Below are 17364 nucleotides of genomic sequence, written 5' to 3' on the forward strand. Positions count from 1 at the left end.
AAAACTACCCGATCGCGGCGCGGCTTTCTTGTTTTACCGGCGGTTTACCTGAAAAGAGAAATTTCAGGAGCGGGATGCGTAAATGAATTTCATACAGAATTAACGCAATACCCATAACAAATATCAGCCCGCACAAGAACCCGATCAGGTTGGAGGAGATATGCGGCGTAATATACGCGCCAAAGAAAAGCGTTAAGGGATGATGCACCAGATAGATAAACAGCGAAGCATTCACGAAATAGGTGACACGCGCGGACTGGAAGTTTAACAAGCGATGCCCCAGTGAAAATACTACGTTCACCATCCACAGCCCCATGACCATCGTAATCACGGATTCGGTTTCGTACATCCAGGCGTCGCCGCTCCCATAACGTTGATTCAGCAGATACGCGATAAAAGCAACGGCAGCGCCTAAAGTGCATCCGCGTGAGGGCGTGGTGAAACGCGCTTTCAGATCGGGGTGAATGAAGGCCAGCGCGCCGAGAATAAAAAACGGCACATAAAATAGCGTTTGCATCACAATAAAATTGAACATGCCGTCACTGAGGATTGCCGGATATACGATGAAAATAATGCGCCTGATAGCGGCGTAAGCCATCCCCAGCAGGAAAAAAATAAGCGAAAGCCTGGCCAGTGAAATAGCGGCGGGACGAGGCTTGCTTGTTTCCTGCCTTTTTTGGAACCAGGTAAAAATCCCGATGCTGACTGTGGTTAATATCACCAGCACCAGTAAAAACCACAGATGTGAAATGAGTTCCCACGCTAACGTATTATATTTTTCATAGGCAGAGAGCATAGGCCAGTTCTCTGTTTTCTCTTTGACATATTGCAACAGGATAAATTGCGGCAAGGTAAGCAAAGGGATTGCGGTAAGCATGGGAATACCCACACGTTCTACCCGTACTTTCCACCAGCGTTTTAACGGATAACGTAAAAACAACATGTACGAAAAATAACCAGAAATAACAAAAAACACCTGCATACGAAAAGCGTGGATAAAATCGTTAAACAGGGTTAGCCACCACGATGGCGTGGCGCTATTGACATGCCAACTGTGAGTGGAATAGATCAACGAGATATGAAAGGGAATCCCTAACAACATCAGCCATGCGCGGATAGAGTCAAGAAAATATTCACGCGGCGCGGGTACAGAGCTCATATAAGGTCACGTATTCTCAGATTTTTCACCTTATCCATAAGGCGAATTATAGTTACATTCGGTAGCAACCCTACACCAACTCCGACAACCTGTCTCCAGGATAAGCACGCAAAGTGAAAACAGGCGTGGGAGGTGCTTAATCCATGAGCCAGCGCGCTGAACAAAGCCTGGATTCAGTTGTCGTAATGCCTGATTATCCATTAAAATGGATCGGATCGATATAAGCACACAAAGGGGGAAGTGCTTACTTATTATGAAACATAAACGACAAATGATGAAAATGCGTTGGTTGGGCGCAGCTATTATGTTAACGCTCTACGCATCATCGAGCTGGGCGTTCAGTATTGATGACGTGGCAAAACAAGCTCAATCTTTAGCCGGGAAAGGCTATGAGGCGCCTAAAAGCAACTTGCCCTCCGTTTTCCGCGACATGAAATATGCGGATTATCAGCAGATCCAGTTTAACAGCGATAAAGCCTACTGGAACAACTTAAAGACCCCTTTTAAGCTCGAATTTTACCATCAGGGGATGTACTTCGATACGCCGGTCAAGATTAACGAAGTGACGGCGACGACGGTCAAAAGAATCAAATACAGCCCGGATTACTTCAATTTTGGCAATGTTCAGCACGATAAAGACACGGTAAAAGATTTAGGCTTCGCCGGGTTCAAAGTCCTGTACCCCATCAACAGTAAAGATAAGAACGACGAAATCGTCAGTATGCTTGGCGCCAGCTATTTCCGCGTTATCGGCGCAGGCCAGGTATATGGCTTATCTGCGCGCGGCCTGGCGATTGATACCGCCTTACCATCTGGTGAAGAGTTTCCCCGCTTTCGCGAGTTCTGGATTGAGCGTCCAAAACCCACCGATAAGCGTTTGACCGTCTATGCATTACTGGATTCTCCGCGCGCGACCGGCGCTTACCGTTTTGTGATCATTCCTGGCCGCGATACCGTGGTGGACGTGCAGTCAAAAGTCTATCTGCGCGATAAAGTAGGCAAGCTGGGCGTTGCGCCATTAACCAGTATGTTCCTGTTTGGGCCAAACCAGCCGTCGCCGACGACCAACTATCGTCCGGAACTGCATGACTCGAACGGCTTATCCATTCATGCGGGTAATGGCGAGTGGATTTGGCGTCCGCTGAACAATCCAAAACACCTCGCTGTGAGCAGTTATGCGATGGAAAACCCTCAGGGATTCGGCCTGTTGCAGCGTGGTCGCGAGTTCTCGCGCTTTGAAGATTTAGACGATCGCTACGACCTGCGTCCAAGCGCCTGGATTACCCCGAAAGGCGACTGGGGCAAAGGTAAGGTTGAACTGGTTGAAATTCCGACCAATGATGAAACCAACGATAACATCGTCGCTTACTGGACTCCGGATCAACTGCCGGAACCGGGTAAAGAGATGAACTTCAAGTACACTCTGACCTTCAGCCGCGATGAAGATAAACTTCATGCGCCGGATAATGCCTGGGTGCTGCAAACACGCCGCTCAACGGGCGACGTTAAACAGTCGAATCTGATTCGCCAGCCCGACGGCACTATTGCCTTTGTGGTGGATTTCGTTGGCGCCGACATGAAAAAACTGCCGCCGGATACGCCTGTCGCTGCGCAAACCAGCATTGGCGATAACGGTGAAATCGTTGACAGTAATGTACGCTATAACCCAGTCACTAAAGGCTGGCGTTTAATGCTGCGCGTGAAAGTCAAAGACGCGAAGAAAACCACGGAAATGCGTGCCGCATTGGTGAATGCCGATCAGACGCTAAGTGAAACCTGGAGCTACCAGTTACCTGCCAATGAATAAAACAACTGAGTATATTGACGCACTGCTGCTTTCTGAACGTGAGAAAGCGGCATTGCCGAAAACTGACATCCGCGCCGTGCATCAGGCGCTGGATGCCGAGCATCGGACTTACTCGCGAGAAGACGATTCACCGCAGGGTTCCGTAAAAGCCCGCCTTGAACACGCCTGGCCGGATTCATTGGCGAAGGGGCAGTTAATTAAAGATGATGAAGGGCGTGATCAGTTGCAGGCTATGCCAAAAGCGACGCGCTCTTCGATGTTTCCCGATCCCTGGCGAACCAACCCGGTTGGCCGTTTCTGGGATCGTCTGCGTGGGCGGGATGTAACGCCGCGCTATGTTTCTCGTCTGACAAAAGAAGAGCAGGCGAGCGAGCAAAAATGGCGTACCGTCGGCACTATACGCCGCTATATTTTGTTAATTTTGACTCTGGCGCAAACCGTCGTCGCGACCTGGTATATGAAGACCATTCTGCCTTATCAGGGATGGGCGCTCATCAATCCTATGGATATGGTGGGGCAGGATATTTGGGTCTCTTTTATGCAGCTCCTGCCCTACATGCTGCAAACCGGTATCCTGATTTTGTTTGCCGTGCTGTTCTGCTGGGTGTCAGCCGGATTCTGGACGGCGCTGATGGGCTTCCTGCAACTGCTTATCGGGCGCGATAAGTACAGCATCTCCGCGTCTACGGTTGGCGATGAGCCCCTCAATCCGGAACACCGGACGGCGCTGATCATGCCTATCTGTAATGAAGACGTTAGCCGCGTTTTCGCCGGTCTGCGCGCGACCTGGGAGTCCGTTAAAGCCACAGGCAACGCCGCGCATTTTGACGTCTATATCCTTAGCGACAGTTATAACCCGGATATCTGCGTGGCGGAGCAAAAGGCGTGGATGGAGCTTATCGCGGAAGTGCAGGGCGAAGGCCAAATTTTTTACCGTCGTCGCCGCCGCCGTATGAAACGCAAAAGCGGCAATATTGACGATTTTTGCCGCCGCTGGGGCAATCAGTACAGCTATATGGTGGTGCTGGACGCGGACTCAGTGATGAGCGGCGAGTGTCTGAGTGGTCTGGTGCGCCTGATGGAAGCGAACCCTAACGCCGGAATTATCCAGTCTTCGCCGAAAGCGTCGGGGATGGATACTCTGTATGCCCGCTGCCAACAGTTCGCGACCCGTGTTTATGGGCCGCTGTTTACCGCCGGGCTGCACTTCTGGCAGTTGGGAGAGTCGCACTACTGGGGGCACAATGCCATTATCCGCGTGAAACCGTTTATCGAGCACTGCGCGCTGGCGCCGCTGCCGGGAGAAGGTTCGTTCGCCGGATCGATTCTTTCCCACGACTTTGTGGAGGCGGCGCTAATGCGTCGGGCAGGGTGGGGCGTCTGGATTGCCTACGATCTCCCCGGCTCCTATGAAGAGCTGCCGCCAAACCTGCTGGATGAGCTTAAACGCGACCGCCGCTGGTGTCACGGCAACCTGATGAACTTTCGTCTGTTCCTGGTGAAAGGAATGCACCCGGTGCATCGCGCCGTGTTCCTGACCGGGGTAATGTCATACCTGTCGGCGCCGTTATGGTTTATGTTCCTCGCGCTTTCTACCGCGCTGCAGGTCGTTCATGCGTTAACAGAGCCGCAATATTTCCTTCAGCCGCGCCAGCTTTTTCCGGTCTGGCCACAGTGGCGTCCGGAACTGGCAATCGCGCTGTTTGCGTCAACGATGGTGCTGCTGTTCCTGCCGAAGCTGCTCAGTATTATGCTGATCTGGTGTAAAGGCACCAAAGAGTATGGCGGTTTCTGGCGCGTTACGCTGTCGCTGTTGCTGGAAGTGCTGTTCTCCGTATTGCTGGCGCCGGTGCGTATGCTGTTTCATACCGTGTTTGTGGTCAGCGCGTTTCTCGGCTGGGAAGTGGTCTGGAACTCACCGCAACGCGACGATGATTCTACGCCGTGGGGAGAAGCCTTTATGCGTCACGGCTCTCAACTGCTGCTGGGGCTGGTCTGGGCGGTGGGTATGGCGTGGCTGGATTTACGCTTTCTGTTCTGGCTGGCGCCGATTGTCTTTTCGCTGATTCTGTCGCCATTTGTTTCGGTGATCTCCAGTCGTTCAACGGTAGGATTACGCACCAAACGCTGGAAGCTGTTCCTGATCCCGGAAGAGTATTCGCCGCCTCAGGTGTTGGTCGATACCGATAAATATCTGGAGATGAATCGCCGCCGTATTCTGGACGATGGCTTTATGCATGCGGTATTTAACCCGTCGCTTAATGCGCTGGCGACCGCGATGGCCACCGCGCGTCACCGCGCCAGTAAGGTGCTGGAAATAGCCCGCGATCGTCATGTGGAGCAGGCGCTAAACGAAACGCCGGAGAAACTGAACCGCGATCGGCGTCTGGTTTTGCTCAGCGATCCGGTGACGATGGCGCGTTTACACTATCGGGTCTGGAATGCGCCAGAGAGATACTCTTCCTGGGTAAACCATTATCAGTCTCTCGTCCTGAATCCGCAGGCGTTGCAGGGACGAGCATCGTCAGCGGGATAAGGTCTTCAGGTCTGGAGTGAGGTGAAAAATACCGGCATCACGCCGGTATTTTTATAGTGAAATGAGGTATCAGGTGCGTATATTCGCGGTGAGCATAATGGTAATTACCCTGAGCGGCTGCGGCAGTATTATCAGCAGAACGATCCCCGGACAAGGACACGGCAACCAGTATTACCCTGGCGTGCAGTGGGATATGCGTGATTCCGCATGGCGCTATATCACTATCTTCGATCTGCCCTTCTCACTGATCTTCGATACACTGCTACTGCCGCTCGATATTCACCACGGGCCTTATGAGTAATTAACGCTCATCCCATTCGTCTGCCGCAGTACGGCCTTCCTCGGTATCGAGCGGGGGTTCAAGCTGGAATTCCCCCTCATCCCATTCATGCAAGGTATTCTCTTCCTGCCATTCCTGGCGGATCTCTATCTCATCATAATCGCCGTCAAACACGCTCTGCGCGGCTTCACCACTCAGCATCGGCAGACATTCGCCATCTTCACCTTCATCGGCGAAAAATTCGACCTGCCACATGATGTCCCCATCCTGCAGTACATATTTCTGAACGTTGAACTGCTGCACATTCGCTTCATCTTGTTCGAGGCCTGGATGGTCAGCCAGAAATTCTTCCCGGGCTGCATCGATAGCTTCTTCCAGCGTGGCATACATGGTCATCAGTGTCTCCCTTTGATTTGACGAGGTATTTAGGGAAAGAATAGCTGATTCTGTGATATTGCAAGTATGAAAGCGCAAAAATCATTCTATTGCCAGTCTGCGCCGTCGTAAGCTGTTCCATGAATAGATAGCATTGAACAATACCACGCCTGCCGTGACGCAGAATACGGCGCGGAAGCCATAGCTCGCGGAAATTGCGGCGCCCATGAGAGGGCCGGTGACGTTGCCGATATCGCGGAAAGATTGGTTGTAACTGAATATGCGCCCGGCTATCTGGTTGGTAGAGTTGTAAACCAGCAGAGTTTGAACGGCTGGCAGCAGCGCGCCATCCGCCGCGCCAAGCAGAAACCGCAATAGCGCGAGCTGCCACGGCGTTTGCACAAAAGACATTGGAATCAGCAGCAGTACGGAAATAATCAGCGCGACGATAAGGATCTTTTCCGGGCCAATTCTGTCGCCGAGCTTGCCGAGTCGGGGGGCGCTAAGTAATGCCGCCACGCCGGGAACGGACGCTATCATCCCGCTAATGAACGCAATATTACTGACATTTCCCGCGAGTTCGCGCACATAGAGCGTCAGGATGGGCGCAATAGACCCCGTCGCCACCTGAATAATCAGCGTGGTGACAAACAGGCTTAACACCAGGCGGGGATTTTTTAACGAGGCGACCACTTCCCGAACGTGAAGCATCTCTTTTTTGCTCACCGGCAGGAAATTCTCGCGAATAAAAAAGAAGGTGAGCAGAAAACAGATAAACAAAACGCTGGCGGTAATAAAAAAGACCGGGCGAAGGCCGTAATGATCGGCGAGCAGACCACCCGCAAGTGGGCCAAGCAGAGCGCCGCTGACGCCGCCAGTAGAGAGCGTTCCTAGCGCCCAGCCGCTTTTGTGGCGCGGCACCTGAGTGGCGATGAGCGCATTGGCGTTGGGAATAAATCCGCCCAGCAGGCCTAATAACGCGCGGAGGATAAGAAATTGCCAGATATTTTGCGCCATGCCCATTAACAGCATCACAATGGCCATGCCGAGAGCGGAACGCAACAGCATGATCTTACGCCCTTTACGATCCGCCAGACCGCCCCAAAAAGGGGAAGCGATAGCTGAAAAGAGGAACGTAATACTAAAGACCAGCCCGGACCACATGTTGAGCGCGCTATGGCCTGTTACGCCGAGTTGCTCAACGTAGAGAGGGAGAAAAGGCATGACCAGACTGAATGCCGCGCCGGTTAAAAAACAGCCCAGCCAGGTAACGGTTAGATTGCGTTTCCAGTTTATGGGGACATCAGAGGGTGACATAGCGTTCCACAGTATGATAGCGCGGTTTGCGCTATCATCAATTTAATTATGAGCGTACTAATTATAATTATGCGCCGACCTTACCAGCCTCGCAATGTGGGGAGCTTTTAAAGCTAAAAGAGGGGAAAAATTGCAGCCTGACGGCTGCAATCCTGTCAATAGCGCGACGGTACGCCTTCAGGGCGAGTTTTAAAGCGGCGATGCAGCCACATATACTGCTCTGGCGCCATCATAATGCACTGCTCAACAATCTTATTCATCCACGCGGCAGTCGCTTCTGCGCTCTCCAGCGGAGGCGAATATTCCGCAGGAAGAATGATCAGTTCGTAGCCTTTCCCATCGGGTTTACGGCGAGGCACGAAGGGGATAATACAGGCTTTAGACATGCGCGCGAGCATCCAGGTACCGGAGGTCGTGGCGGCCTGGTCGACGGCGAATAATGGTACAAAAACGCTGGCGCGCGGACCATAATCGTGATCCGGCGCATACCAGATCAATTCGCCGCTTTTCAATGCCTTAACCATGCCTTTCAGATCTTTGCGATCCAACATCGATTTATTGGATCGTAAGCGCCCCCAGGTCTGTAACCAGTCGAGCAACGGATTATCATTCGGGCGATAAACTCCGATACCCGGGTTATGCATACCAAACATGCGGGCGCCAAACTCAAGGGTAAGAAAATGTATTCCTACCAGAATGAACCCCAGCCCCTGCGCCTTAACTTCACGGATATGCTCCAGACCGCTCGCTTCCATCCAGCGGTTCACTCGCCGATCGGGCCAGAACCAGGCCATGCCGGTTTCCATCACGCCCATACCGACGGATTCAAAGTTTTTGACCACCATGGTGTGGCGTTCCTGCGCGCTCATTTCCGGAAAGCATAATTCAAGGTTGCGATAGGCGATTTTCGCGCGGCGTTTCATTACGCGTCGCGCCAGGTGGCCTAATGCGCAACCCAATTTATAGATGACCGGGTAGGGGAGTTGCACGACCAACCAAAGCGCGCCTATACCCAACCAGGTTAACCAATAGCGCGGGTGCAGTAAGGCCACGGAGAACTTAGGCAACTTCGTCATTTCTATCCTGTCTTTCAACGAACAATTCCCCGTATTCTCGCATCTTTTTGCGTTGAGCAAAAATATGTAGCAGGAGAGTGGCGATTAAATCGACAATTGTTGTTAATTATTTAGTGTAAAGCAGGAAATGTAGCGCAAAATGTGTGGATGTAAATTGGCGAGACTTGCCTTATCATGCCTGCCCACTTTATTTTTTGCTGATTGCAGGATACGTACACCATGCCAGTGTTACACAACCGCATCTCTAATGACGAGCTGAAAGCCAAAATGCTGGCGGAAAGCGAGCCGCGTACGACAATTTCTTTTTATAAATATTTCACTATCGCCTCTCCGCAACAGACGCGGGACGCGTTGTATCAGGTGTTTACGGCGTTGGACGTTTTTGGTCGCGTTTACCTGGCGCATGAAGGCATCAATGCGCAAATCAGCGTGCCGCAAAGCAAGCTCGAGACGTTTCGTCAACAGCTTTATACGTTCGACCCCGCGCTGGACGGGCTGCGTTTAAATATCGCGCTGGAGGATGACGGAAAGTCATTTTGGGTGCTGCGTATGAAAGTTCGCGACCGTATCGTCGCTGACGGTATTGACGATCCGACTTTTGACGCCAGTAATGTCGGCGATTATCTGAAGGCGGCAGATGTGAATGCGATGCTGGACGATCCTGACGCGGTCTTTATTGATATGCGCAACCACTATGAGTATGAAGTCGGCCATTTCGAAAATGCTCTGGAAATCCCGGCGGATACGTTTCGTGAACAGTTGCCAAAAGCGGTTGAAATGCTGCGGGAACATGCAGATAAAAAGATAGTGATGTACTGTACCGGCGGTATTCGTTGTGAGAAAGCCAGCGCCTGGATGAAACACAACGGTTTCAATAAAGTCTGGCATATTGAGGGTGGCATCATTGAGTACGCCCGTCGCGCGCGCGAGCAGGGGCTTCCCGTTCGCTTTATCGGCAAAAATTTTGTATTTGATGAGCGAATGGGCGAACGAATCTCGGATGAGGTTATCGCGCATTGCCATCAGTGCGGCGAGCCCTGTGATAGCCATACCAACTGCAAAAATGACGGTTGCCATCTGCTGTTTATCCAGTGTCCGCAGTGCGCCAGTAAATTTAACGGCTGCTGTAGTGAACAATGCTGTGAAGAGTTGGCCTTGCCGGAGGAAGAACAGCGCCGACGTCGTGCGGGTCGCGAGAACGGCAACAAAATTTTTAATAAATCGCGTGGTCGGCTTAATAGCAAACTGAGCATTCCCGATCCAGCTGAGTAATATTTTGCCGGATAGCCGCGTAAAGGCCGCTATCCGGCATTTCGCCAGGCGTTACTTCTGCTGAACGCCTTCTACTGAGATGATAAGCTCAACCTCTTGTGAGGCCGGGCCGAGATCGGTAGTTATATTGAAATCCTTCAGCTTAATTTTTCCTTCGGCCTCAAAGCCCGCGCGCTTACCGCCCCACGGATCGTCGCCCTGGCCCATCAGCTTCGCTTCCAGCGTCACCGGTTTAGTCACGCCATTGAGCGTCAGATTGCCGGTAATATCCAGTTCATCGCCCTCTTTTTTCACGCTGGTAGAGGTGAAGGTTGCCTGCGGGAATTTCGCAACATTAAGAAATTCCGCGCTACGCAGGTGTTTGTCACGTTCGGCATGGTTAGTGTCGACGCTATTGGTGTTAATGGTCACGTTCACTTTGTCTGCCGATGGATTTTTTTCGTCAAAAGTGAACGTGCCGTCGAAATCTTTAAAGGTGCCGTATAGCCAGCTGTAGCCCAGATGCTGAATGCGGAAATTGACGAACGCATGTTGGCCTTCTTTATCAATTTTATACTCCGCCGCCACGGCGGAACCGGTCGTGAATAACAAGGATGCGAGGGTGAATCCCAGCAGGTTTTTTTTCATTTTTGAGCTCCATAGTCAGATGACGACATTCCTGTCATACGTTTCAGTGTGTCGTCTTTATCGATGAAATGGTGTTTTAGCGCCATAACCCCATGCGAGAGCGAGATAATGACCAGCGACCAGGCAAACCACAGATGCAGCGTTCCGGCGATGTCAGCCTGCGCGCCCGCGTCCGTAAGCGTGGCCGGAATCTCAAACCAGCCAAAGACGCTAATCGGTTTACCGTCGGCGGTGGAAATCAGGTAGCCGCTAATGATTATCGCAAAGAGCAGGAGATACAGGAGGAGATGACCCGCGGCGGCGCCGGCGCGCGTTAAACGGGAATAGCTGGTCAACGCAACGGGTGGTGGAGAATAAAGCCGCCAGATAATACGCACGATCAGCGCCATCATCAGTAATATGCCAATACTTTTATGTATTTCCGGTGCCTGGTGATACCAGCCGTCGTAATAACTGAGCGTGACCATCCATAAACCCAACGCAAACATGCCATAGACCACCAGGGCGGTCAGCCAGTGGAGCGCGGCGGAAACCACGCCATAACGCTGTGGAGTATTTTTAAATTGCATAAACACACCAATGAATATTTCACGAGAGAATGAAAATGGCGTGGAAAAGCGCCGAATGCAACTTATAAATAAGAATTTGAATGATATTTATTTTTATTTCAATAATTTTGATGTTGTTTGCGGTTCAGCTTCAGAAGTTTCGAGATATTTCCCCCTGATAACCGCGCAATGGCAGGAACTGGCATTATTGCCGTGCTTCAACGTTATGAAATAAAAAGTGAGGAACTTTCAGGAAGTGTCAGTTAACGTCAATGAAAAGCAATCAGAAGAAAAGGAGATAAACAATATCCATCACCGCCAGCAGCGACCAAAGAATAACGTAAAGCATGAAATGTTCGCGAATATTATTCATCAGAAAATGAAAGAGACGGCGCATAGGTTACCTTAATAAACAGCCCCTTTACGGGGCCGACAAATTATTGGCTAAAACGGGAAAGCCGGAACGGCGTCAGATCAAAGGAGGATGTTTTTCCCAACGCAAAATCCGCAGCGATTTCTCCTAACACCGGGGCGAATTTAAAACCATGTCCGCTGAGTCCAGTGATGACAAGCGTGTTCTCATGGCCAGGCAGCGTATCGATAATAAAATCCTCGTCCGGCGAATTATCATAGGTACATGCCGCCCCATGTAAACAACCGCCGATACCCGGCAGTACGTTACGCAGGAAAGGAAATGCTTCCGCGCCATCGCTGGCAACGGCGGCAAAGGGCTTGCGCTCTTCCGGAGCCTGTATTCGCTGTCCGCCATTGTGTTTGCCGATTTTTAACTCGTCGTTCTCCGCCGGGAAGCCGTAATATTGATCGCCGTTGGGCATTTCGCCGGTAAAGGCCGGAAAGCGGTTTTTAGTGCTGTAACGTCCATCCGCCTTAAACCAGGCAAAAACTTTACGTAAGGGCTGAACGGGCAGCTCCGGTACCAGCGCTTTGACCCAGGTGCCCGCGCTAATTAGCGCCTTGCTGGCGTGGTAGCTGCCTTCACTCGTCTCTATCGTCACACCGTTATCATCATGATGAATATGGCTTACCGGGCTGTTGAATAGCTGTGCGCAGCCAGCCTCTCGGGCCAGACGAAGCCATGTGGTAATGGCTAATTCGCTGCGCAGGAAACCGGAGTCAGCTTCAAACAGCCCGATATAATTTTCGGGCACGCGAATTTCCGGCCAGCGCGTCATGAGGGCCGTCGCGTCCAGGCGCTCGACGTTCAATTGCCACTGTTGCGCGCTTCGTGCGACGTTGGCTAAGAAAGCGGAATCGGCCGGGCCGAGGTTGACGACGCCGGAGCGGACAAAAATAGGCTCTTCATTGTGTGTGGAGAGTTCATCCCAAAGCGCCTGGGCGCGAAGCACCAGTGGGACATATTTTTCGCCTTCACCATAAGCATGGCGGATAAGTCGGGTATCGCCGTGATGGCTGCCCTGTTGATGAGGCGGCATATGCGCATCGGTCATCAGGACCTTTAGCCCGGCGCGGGTGGCGTAATAACCAGCGGCGGCGCCAACCGAACCGCTGCCGATAATAATAAGGTCGTATTTCATCAGCTTCTCTCTGCTATCGCGATGATTTCAGGGTAAATAACTGCGCTGAGATATACAAGCCAGAAATAAGTGAGGCACCTTACGGTGCCTGAGAGAGGGGGAGCGCGTCACGCTAATGGCGACGATACTCGTTTTCCTGGTAATCACCTGATTCTATTTTGGCGATGCCGGCTTCTAATATTGAAATAAATTGCCTGGCTACATCTGTCGTTAACCAGAGCGTTTGACCAACTTCAGTCCCTTCCGGTTCCGGACGATTTGGGGTCTGGTAGTGCAAACGCAGCATCAGCGCATCATAGCTATCGACGGTGCTGATGTCCCATCCTACAAGCGGATGGGTCTGAATGACTTCATTATTCTTTTCCATCATGCCCCCCTGGTACGTGTTATAAGACAACGGTTCTCGAGGTTCAATGCGTGTTTTTCTTCTGAAGCAACTTCAGTATACCAATTAATAAGGCTATTCACTGCGTTTTTAAAGAGACCGGAGGATAAATTTCTCTTTTTAAGAATTATATGAACAATAAAGCGGCAGTTCATTCATATTTTTTTAGGATGTTGTGCAATTATTTTGACGGTCAGGCGAAATATTCATCAGTTGCGCAAATAAAAAAGCCGGGGCGACCCGGCAAACATACATCACTGCATATCATTTTTTATTCATTGATGAACCAGTCATCAGCGCTCTCCCAGGTCTCCTGGAGAATCTCGCTAATGCGTTCTTTGTCCTCTTTTGATGCGCCAATGACGGACAAGTTGTTGGCGGTAGCGTAACGCACGGTGACGTTACCCAAGTTCTCAGGAAAATGATGGCTAATACGACGGGAGAGTTCGCCCGCCAGCGCATCAATCGCACCGGCAGGCAGAGGTGACGTTTTGGCTATAGTGACTTCAATACGCATAATGGCCCCCTGTTGAATATACTGGATATATATACAGTTAAATCCAATATATAGCAACAAGTAAGCGCATTTTTTATTTTTTTACTGACCAGCGTACTGTTTCACCCGCTAAAAAAGGCACCAGCGAATCATCAGCCAGCGCGATATTTTCCGGTACCTGTTGTTCATCGCGAACCAGTTCCACCCACCCCGTATTCACCGGCAGGCCATAGAATTGCGGGCCATTCAGTGAACAGAACGCTTCAAAGTGCGCCAGCGCGTTCATTTCCTCAAACACGGCGGCATAACTGCCAAGGGCGGAGGGGGCGTTGAAACAACCGGCGCAGCCGCAACTGGTCTCTTTACGATGACGTGAATGCGGCGCTGAATCCGTCCCCAGGAAGGCGCGCGTAAAACCACTGGCGACCAGGTCGCGTAACGCCTGCTGGTGAATATTGCGTTTCAGAATCGGTAGACAGTACAGGTGAGGACGAATGCCGCCGACCAGCATATCATTACGGTTAAACATTAAATGTTGAGGCGTAATGGTAGCCGCCAGGTAGTCGTTGCCGTCACGTACATACTGCGCGGCATCTTTGGTCGTGATGTGCTCAAAGACCACTTTAAGCGCGGTCAGACGCTGGCGTAGCGGTTCCATTACGGTGTCGATAAAACGCGCTTCACGATCGAAGATATCAACCTCCGCATGGGTCACCTCACCGTGGACCAGCAATGGCATTCCGAGTTTTTCCATCCGCTCCAGTACCGGCATGATAGCGTCGACTGACGTTACGCCATGACTGGAGTTAGTGGTGGCATTGGCCGGGTAAAGCTTAGCCGCAGTAAACACGCCTTCATGGAAACCACGCTCCAGTTCATCGGCATTGAGCGAATCCGTTAAATAGCAGGTCATTAACGGCGTGAAATCATGCCCGGCGGGCACCGCATCGAGAATACGCTGGCGGTAGGCGATCGCTGCATCAACGGTCGTGATGGGGGACGCCAGGTTCGGCATCACGATAGCGCGACCATAAATTTCGCTGGTATAGGGTACGACCGTTTTTAACATGTCGCCATCGCGAAGGTGAACGTGCCAGTCGTCCGGGCGGCGGATCTTTAAAACCTGGGATGGTGCAGTCATTAATAAGCTCCGGCTGAGGAATAGTCTTTTTGCCGGAAACAAAGGATAAGCGGAAACGTTTTCGTTTGCACGTAAAAAAAGGGCGCGAGCGCGCCCTCGATATCAATTGGTGAAAGGAATAACGATTTCACCAGGTTTAACTTCAATGCCTTTCGCGAGTTTCTTCGCTAACGCTTCGCCTTTACTGCTGTCCTCACGCAACACGTAAGCGGGCCGCTGGTTAAAGTAGCTACGTAAAGACTGATTTAAATAAGGCAGGAGCGTTTGTAGCACCGATTGCATTTTCTCCGGCGTCACGGTGGCGTCTACTACTTCCATCTCCTGAAGATAGATGGCGCCTTTTTCTTTATCAAAGACCGGCAGGGCTTTTAGCTTGAGTTTCATCGTCGCTTTTTGACTGCCAAACAGGGAATTCATATCCAGCCTGGCATCGCCAGTAAGGGTGACTTTATTAGGCTCTTCCCGACCAATCTGGCTGACAAGGTTAGTCAATACGATATGCGCGTCGGCAATGCCGGGCAGACCAATATCTTTTGAGAAATTATTCCGTTTTTCAAGCGCTTGATTGATTTCTTGTTCGCTAATGGTGTATTGCGTAAGTTGATTACAACCCACTAACAGGCCGCTAACTACCAGCGCAGCGGCAAAAAAAAACTTTTTCATGGCGTTCCTTAGCATGTTGCCTGTGCCCTAATCTTGACACAAAGCAGCATGTCGCGCCAGCGGACATGGCGCCACTAGAAAAAGCTGAAAAAGGCGGCAAGAAAGGGTTGCCGCCTGGCGGGAGTTAGATAGCCATTGAGGAGAGTAAATTAATTTGCGTCTGCTTCGCCATATTATCGCGATAGTCCGCGACTTTTGTCGGCCAGTGGATACCGGCGACCAGCGTCAGATTACGCAGAAGCGGAAACAGATGAATATCATCTTCCGATAATTCGCCGTTAACGGCGTTAGGCTGTACGATGAGTTTATCCAGCAAACGTAAATCATCGCCGATCTTTTTAATCAGTCCGGCAGAGTGCGCAAGATGGTTGTCAAAACTGCCAGATGAGGCTTCTTTTTTGCGGATAAAATACTGGCGCGCCGCAGGGGTAGAAAATTCATCGAAAGCGGATTTTGCAAATCGCGGCAGCAGTAGCTGATTAACGTAACCGTTAACTTTGCGCAACCACTCTTCAATGGCTGGATTGCGTTTCCCGGTTAACAGCGGTTTGCCGTCGAGGTTGTCGACATAATGTACAATATCCATACTTTCAGGAAGGTAGCGACTATCATCTTTTTGCAGGATGGGCACCATCTTTTGACCAATCATCCGGGTGGGCGTCGCCTCGTCGTCATTTTGTAACACGTTAAGTTCAACGGGGATGTTCTTCAGGCCGAAAATCATGCGGGCTTTAACGCAGAAAGGGCAATGATCGTAAATATAAAGCTTCACGTTTCTCCTCCATTTGACTGTCGGTATCTGACCAGTATGGAGGAGATAGCGACAGGTATCAAATCAGGCGCCGGGTTCCAGCATGCGGCGCGGCGTGCGTTTATGACTAAATTGCCAGCCTAAAGCCAAAAAGGTGATGAAACCGATAATACCGAGCATCATCCACGGTAGTTCAGGCTGCGCAAGCGCTTTACCCATATCAAACAACCAGCCACCGCCGATATAACCAATCGCGCCGCCAATGGCTAATCCCAGACGGCTAAAGCCCATATAGCTTCCCCGCGCCCTCGCGTCCGCGAGCGACGCGCTGAGCGTTTCGCGCGCCGGTTCGGCGATAACCGAGCCGATGTAGAAAGCGCAAATAAGCGTAAAAAGCTGCTGTAAATTGCCCACCATCCCGATGGGGAGCATGCTCAGCGACATGACGAGCAAACCGGCCATCAGCCGATGCTCCAGCCGAAAACGCTTTTCGCTCCAGCGGGCAATCGGGTAGAGCAACGTCAGCGAGAGACACGCCTCAATAGCGTACATCCATTTCACGGCAGCAGGCGAACCGGCGATATCGTTTACCATAATCGGCAGCATTAACATGACCTGTACCGCCAGCATATAGTAGCCCGCCAGCGTCAGCACGTAGGTGACAAACCTTTTATCGCTCATGACGCGGCGCATTCCTTCACGCACCGGCGTTCTGACCGTTGATAGCTTCCAGGCCGGAAGCAGCCATGCGTTGAAAAGGGCGCATAATATGAACAAAATAGCGCCTGTCGCACAGACCAGACGAAAATCGTATTGTAGCAACCAGCTTCCCAGCAGCGCGCCAATCACCGCACCCGCGCTGTCCTGCATCATCAACAGAGAGAAGAAGCGGCCCCGTTGCTCCGGACGAATTAATTTGACCACCAGCGCTGAGCGCGGCGGGTCAAAAAGCGTACCGCCGAGACCGGAAAGAAAGCAGGAAAACCACAAGAGCCAGGGCTCATGCGCGATACCCATGGTGGCAAAGCCTGCGGCGCGCATCAGCATACCGGTGACAATCATCGGTTTCGCGCCAAAGCGATCGGCGATGGCGCCGCCAAAAATGCCCAGACCTTGTTGAATAAACTGGCGCAGGCCGAGCGCGATCCCTACCATTACGGCAGCCCACCCCATTTGATCGACAAAGCGAATAGAGATGAGCGGGAAGACGACGAAAAAACCCAGCACCACTAACATGTTATCGATGAGAAGAAAATATTTACCCAGGTTCCTCGCCTGCGAGACGCGCGACATTTCCCCTCCCGGGAAATAAAAGATGAGCGTCTTCTATTCTGCGGCGGCGTTTCGTTTTTTCCTACCGTTAGCGGGACAATAT

The 17364-nt window shown here is 51.5% G+C and carries 18 protein-coding genes; 4 read left to right on the forward strand and 14 right to left on the reverse strand.

The window, feature by feature from the left end; translation table 11 throughout:
- Positions 1-4: 4 nt before the first annotated feature.
- Complete coding sequence (mdoC, locus tag ACLD3P_RS00765; RefSeq protein WP_023195835.1) at positions 5-1159, reverse strand: glucans biosynthesis protein MdoC; 1155 nt, start codon at positions 1157-1159, stop codon at positions 5-7.
- 271 nt (positions 1160-1430) lie between these two features.
- On the opposite strand from mdoC, the gene mdoG reads away from it, so the two are divergent.
- From mdoG to ACLD3P_RS00780, 3 genes are all read left to right on the forward strand, one after another.
- Positions 1431-2966, forward strand: a complete 1536-nt coding sequence (mdoG, locus tag ACLD3P_RS00770; RefSeq protein ID WP_001562609.1) for a glucans biosynthesis protein MdoG — start codon at positions 1431-1433, stop codon at positions 2964-2966.
- Positions 2959-5502 carry a glucans biosynthesis glucosyltransferase MdoH gene (gene mdoH / locus ACLD3P_RS00775; protein ID WP_001044607.1) on the forward strand — a complete coding sequence of 848 codons (2544 nt, stop codon included), beginning with the start codon at positions 2959-2961 and terminating at the stop codon, positions 5500-5502. The genes mdoG and mdoH overlap by 8 nt, the downstream gene beginning before the upstream one ends.
- A 73-nt stretch (positions 5503-5575) precedes the next feature.
- Entirely contained in the window at positions 5576-5803 is a 228-nt protein-coding gene (locus ACLD3P_RS00780) for a YceK/YidQ family lipoprotein (protein ID WP_411006616.1), read from the forward strand.
- On the opposite strand, the gene ACLD3P_RS00785 is transcribed toward ACLD3P_RS00780, so the two are convergent.
- The 3 genes from ACLD3P_RS00785 to ACLD3P_RS00795 all read right to left on the reverse strand — a co-directional run bounded on the left by ACLD3P_RS00785 (position 5804) and on the right by ACLD3P_RS00795 (position 8550).
- A complete protein-coding gene (locus ACLD3P_RS00785) occupies positions 5804-6178 on the reverse strand; it encodes a MysB family protein (RefSeq protein ID WP_000180050.1) in 375 nt (124 codons plus the stop codon).
- Positions 6179-6259: 81 nt separating this feature from the next.
- Positions 6260-7474 (reverse strand): multidrug efflux MFS transporter MdtG, encoded by a 1215-nt coding sequence (gene mdtG, locus ACLD3P_RS00790; RefSeq protein WP_000075053.1) that lies wholly within the window; start codon positions 7472-7474, stop codon positions 6260-6262.
- Positions 7475-7629: 155 nt separating this feature from the next.
- The gene (locus tag ACLD3P_RS00795) at positions 7630-8550 is read right to left on the reverse strand and encodes a Kdo(2)-lipid IV(A) acyltransferase (protein WP_000163973.1); all 921 of its coding nucleotides are present in this window, start codon (positions 8548-8550) and stop codon (positions 7630-7632) included.
- Positions 8551-8769: 219 nt separating this feature from the next.
- Here ACLD3P_RS00795 and ACLD3P_RS00800 point away from each other — a divergent pair, with 219 nt between their 5' ends.
- The gene (locus tag ACLD3P_RS00800; RefSeq protein WP_079928069.1) at positions 8770-9822 is read left to right on the forward strand and encodes a rhodanese-related sulfurtransferase; all 1053 of its coding nucleotides are present in this window, start codon (positions 8770-8772) and stop codon (positions 9820-9822) included.
- Between the two features lie 51 nt (positions 9823-9873).
- Here ACLD3P_RS00800 and ACLD3P_RS00805 read toward each other — a convergent pair whose 3' ends face one another.
- The 10 genes from ACLD3P_RS00805 to mdtH form a co-directional block, all read right to left on the reverse strand.
- Complete coding sequence (locus ACLD3P_RS00805; RefSeq protein ID WP_000739886.1) at positions 9874-10449, reverse strand: YceI family protein; 576 nt, start codon at positions 10447-10449, stop codon at positions 9874-9876.
- The gene (locus ACLD3P_RS00810; protein WP_001159784.1) at positions 10446-11018 is read right to left on the reverse strand and encodes a cytochrome b; all 573 of its coding nucleotides are present in this window, start codon (positions 11016-11018) and stop codon (positions 10446-10448) included. The genes ACLD3P_RS00805 and ACLD3P_RS00810 overlap by 4 nt, the downstream gene beginning before the upstream one ends.
- Before the next feature lie 262 nt (positions 11019-11280).
- Positions 11281-11394 (reverse strand): YceO family protein, encoded by a 114-nt coding sequence (locus tag ACLD3P_RS00815; protein ID WP_001253282.1) that lies wholly within the window; start codon positions 11392-11394, stop codon positions 11281-11283.
- A gap of 40 nt (positions 11395-11434) precedes the next feature.
- Positions 11435-12553 carry an N-methyl-L-tryptophan oxidase gene (solA, locus tag ACLD3P_RS00820; RefSeq protein ID WP_411006615.1) on the reverse strand — a complete coding sequence of 373 codons (1119 nt, stop codon included), beginning with the start codon at positions 12551-12553 and terminating at the stop codon, positions 11435-11437.
- Between the two features lie 112 nt (positions 12554-12665).
- On the reverse strand, positions 12666-12920 hold the full coding sequence (bssS, locus tag ACLD3P_RS00825; protein ID WP_000414441.1) for a biofilm formation regulator BssS: 255 nt from the start codon (positions 12918-12920) through the stop codon (positions 12666-12668).
- A gap of 289 nt (positions 12921-13209) precedes the next feature.
- A complete protein-coding gene (gene dinI / locus ACLD3P_RS00830) occupies positions 13210-13455 on the reverse strand; it encodes a DNA damage-inducible protein I (RefSeq protein WP_001217763.1) in 246 nt (81 codons plus the stop codon).
- A gap of 73 nt (positions 13456-13528) precedes the next feature.
- The gene (gene pyrC / locus ACLD3P_RS00835) at positions 13529-14575 is read right to left on the reverse strand and encodes a dihydroorotase (protein ID WP_023203491.1); all 1047 of its coding nucleotides are present in this window, start codon (positions 14573-14575) and stop codon (positions 13529-13531) included.
- Between the two features lie 102 nt (positions 14576-14677).
- Positions 14678-15238: a lipoprotein gene (locus tag ACLD3P_RS00840; RefSeq protein ID WP_000713057.1), complete on the reverse strand. Its 561-nt coding sequence runs from the start codon at positions 15236-15238 to the stop codon at positions 14678-14680.
- 124 nt (positions 15239-15362) lie between these two features.
- Positions 15363-16010 carry a glutaredoxin 2 gene (gene grxB / locus ACLD3P_RS00845; RefSeq protein ID WP_000780893.1) on the reverse strand — a complete coding sequence of 216 codons (648 nt, stop codon included), beginning with the start codon at positions 16008-16010 and terminating at the stop codon, positions 15363-15365.
- A 63-nt stretch (positions 16011-16073) separates the two neighbouring features.
- The gene (gene mdtH, locus ACLD3P_RS00850; RefSeq protein WP_000092178.1) at positions 16074-17282 is read right to left on the reverse strand and encodes a multidrug efflux MFS transporter MdtH; all 1209 of its coding nucleotides are present in this window, start codon (positions 17280-17282) and stop codon (positions 16074-16076) included.
- Between the last annotated feature and the right edge of the window lie 82 nt (positions 17283-17364).

Origin of the sequence: Salmonella sp. 741265073_HBA (genome assembly GCF_046569105.1) — a bacterium.
Taxonomy (GTDB): Bacteria; Pseudomonadota; Gammaproteobacteria; order Enterobacterales; family Enterobacteriaceae; genus Salmonella; species Salmonella enterica.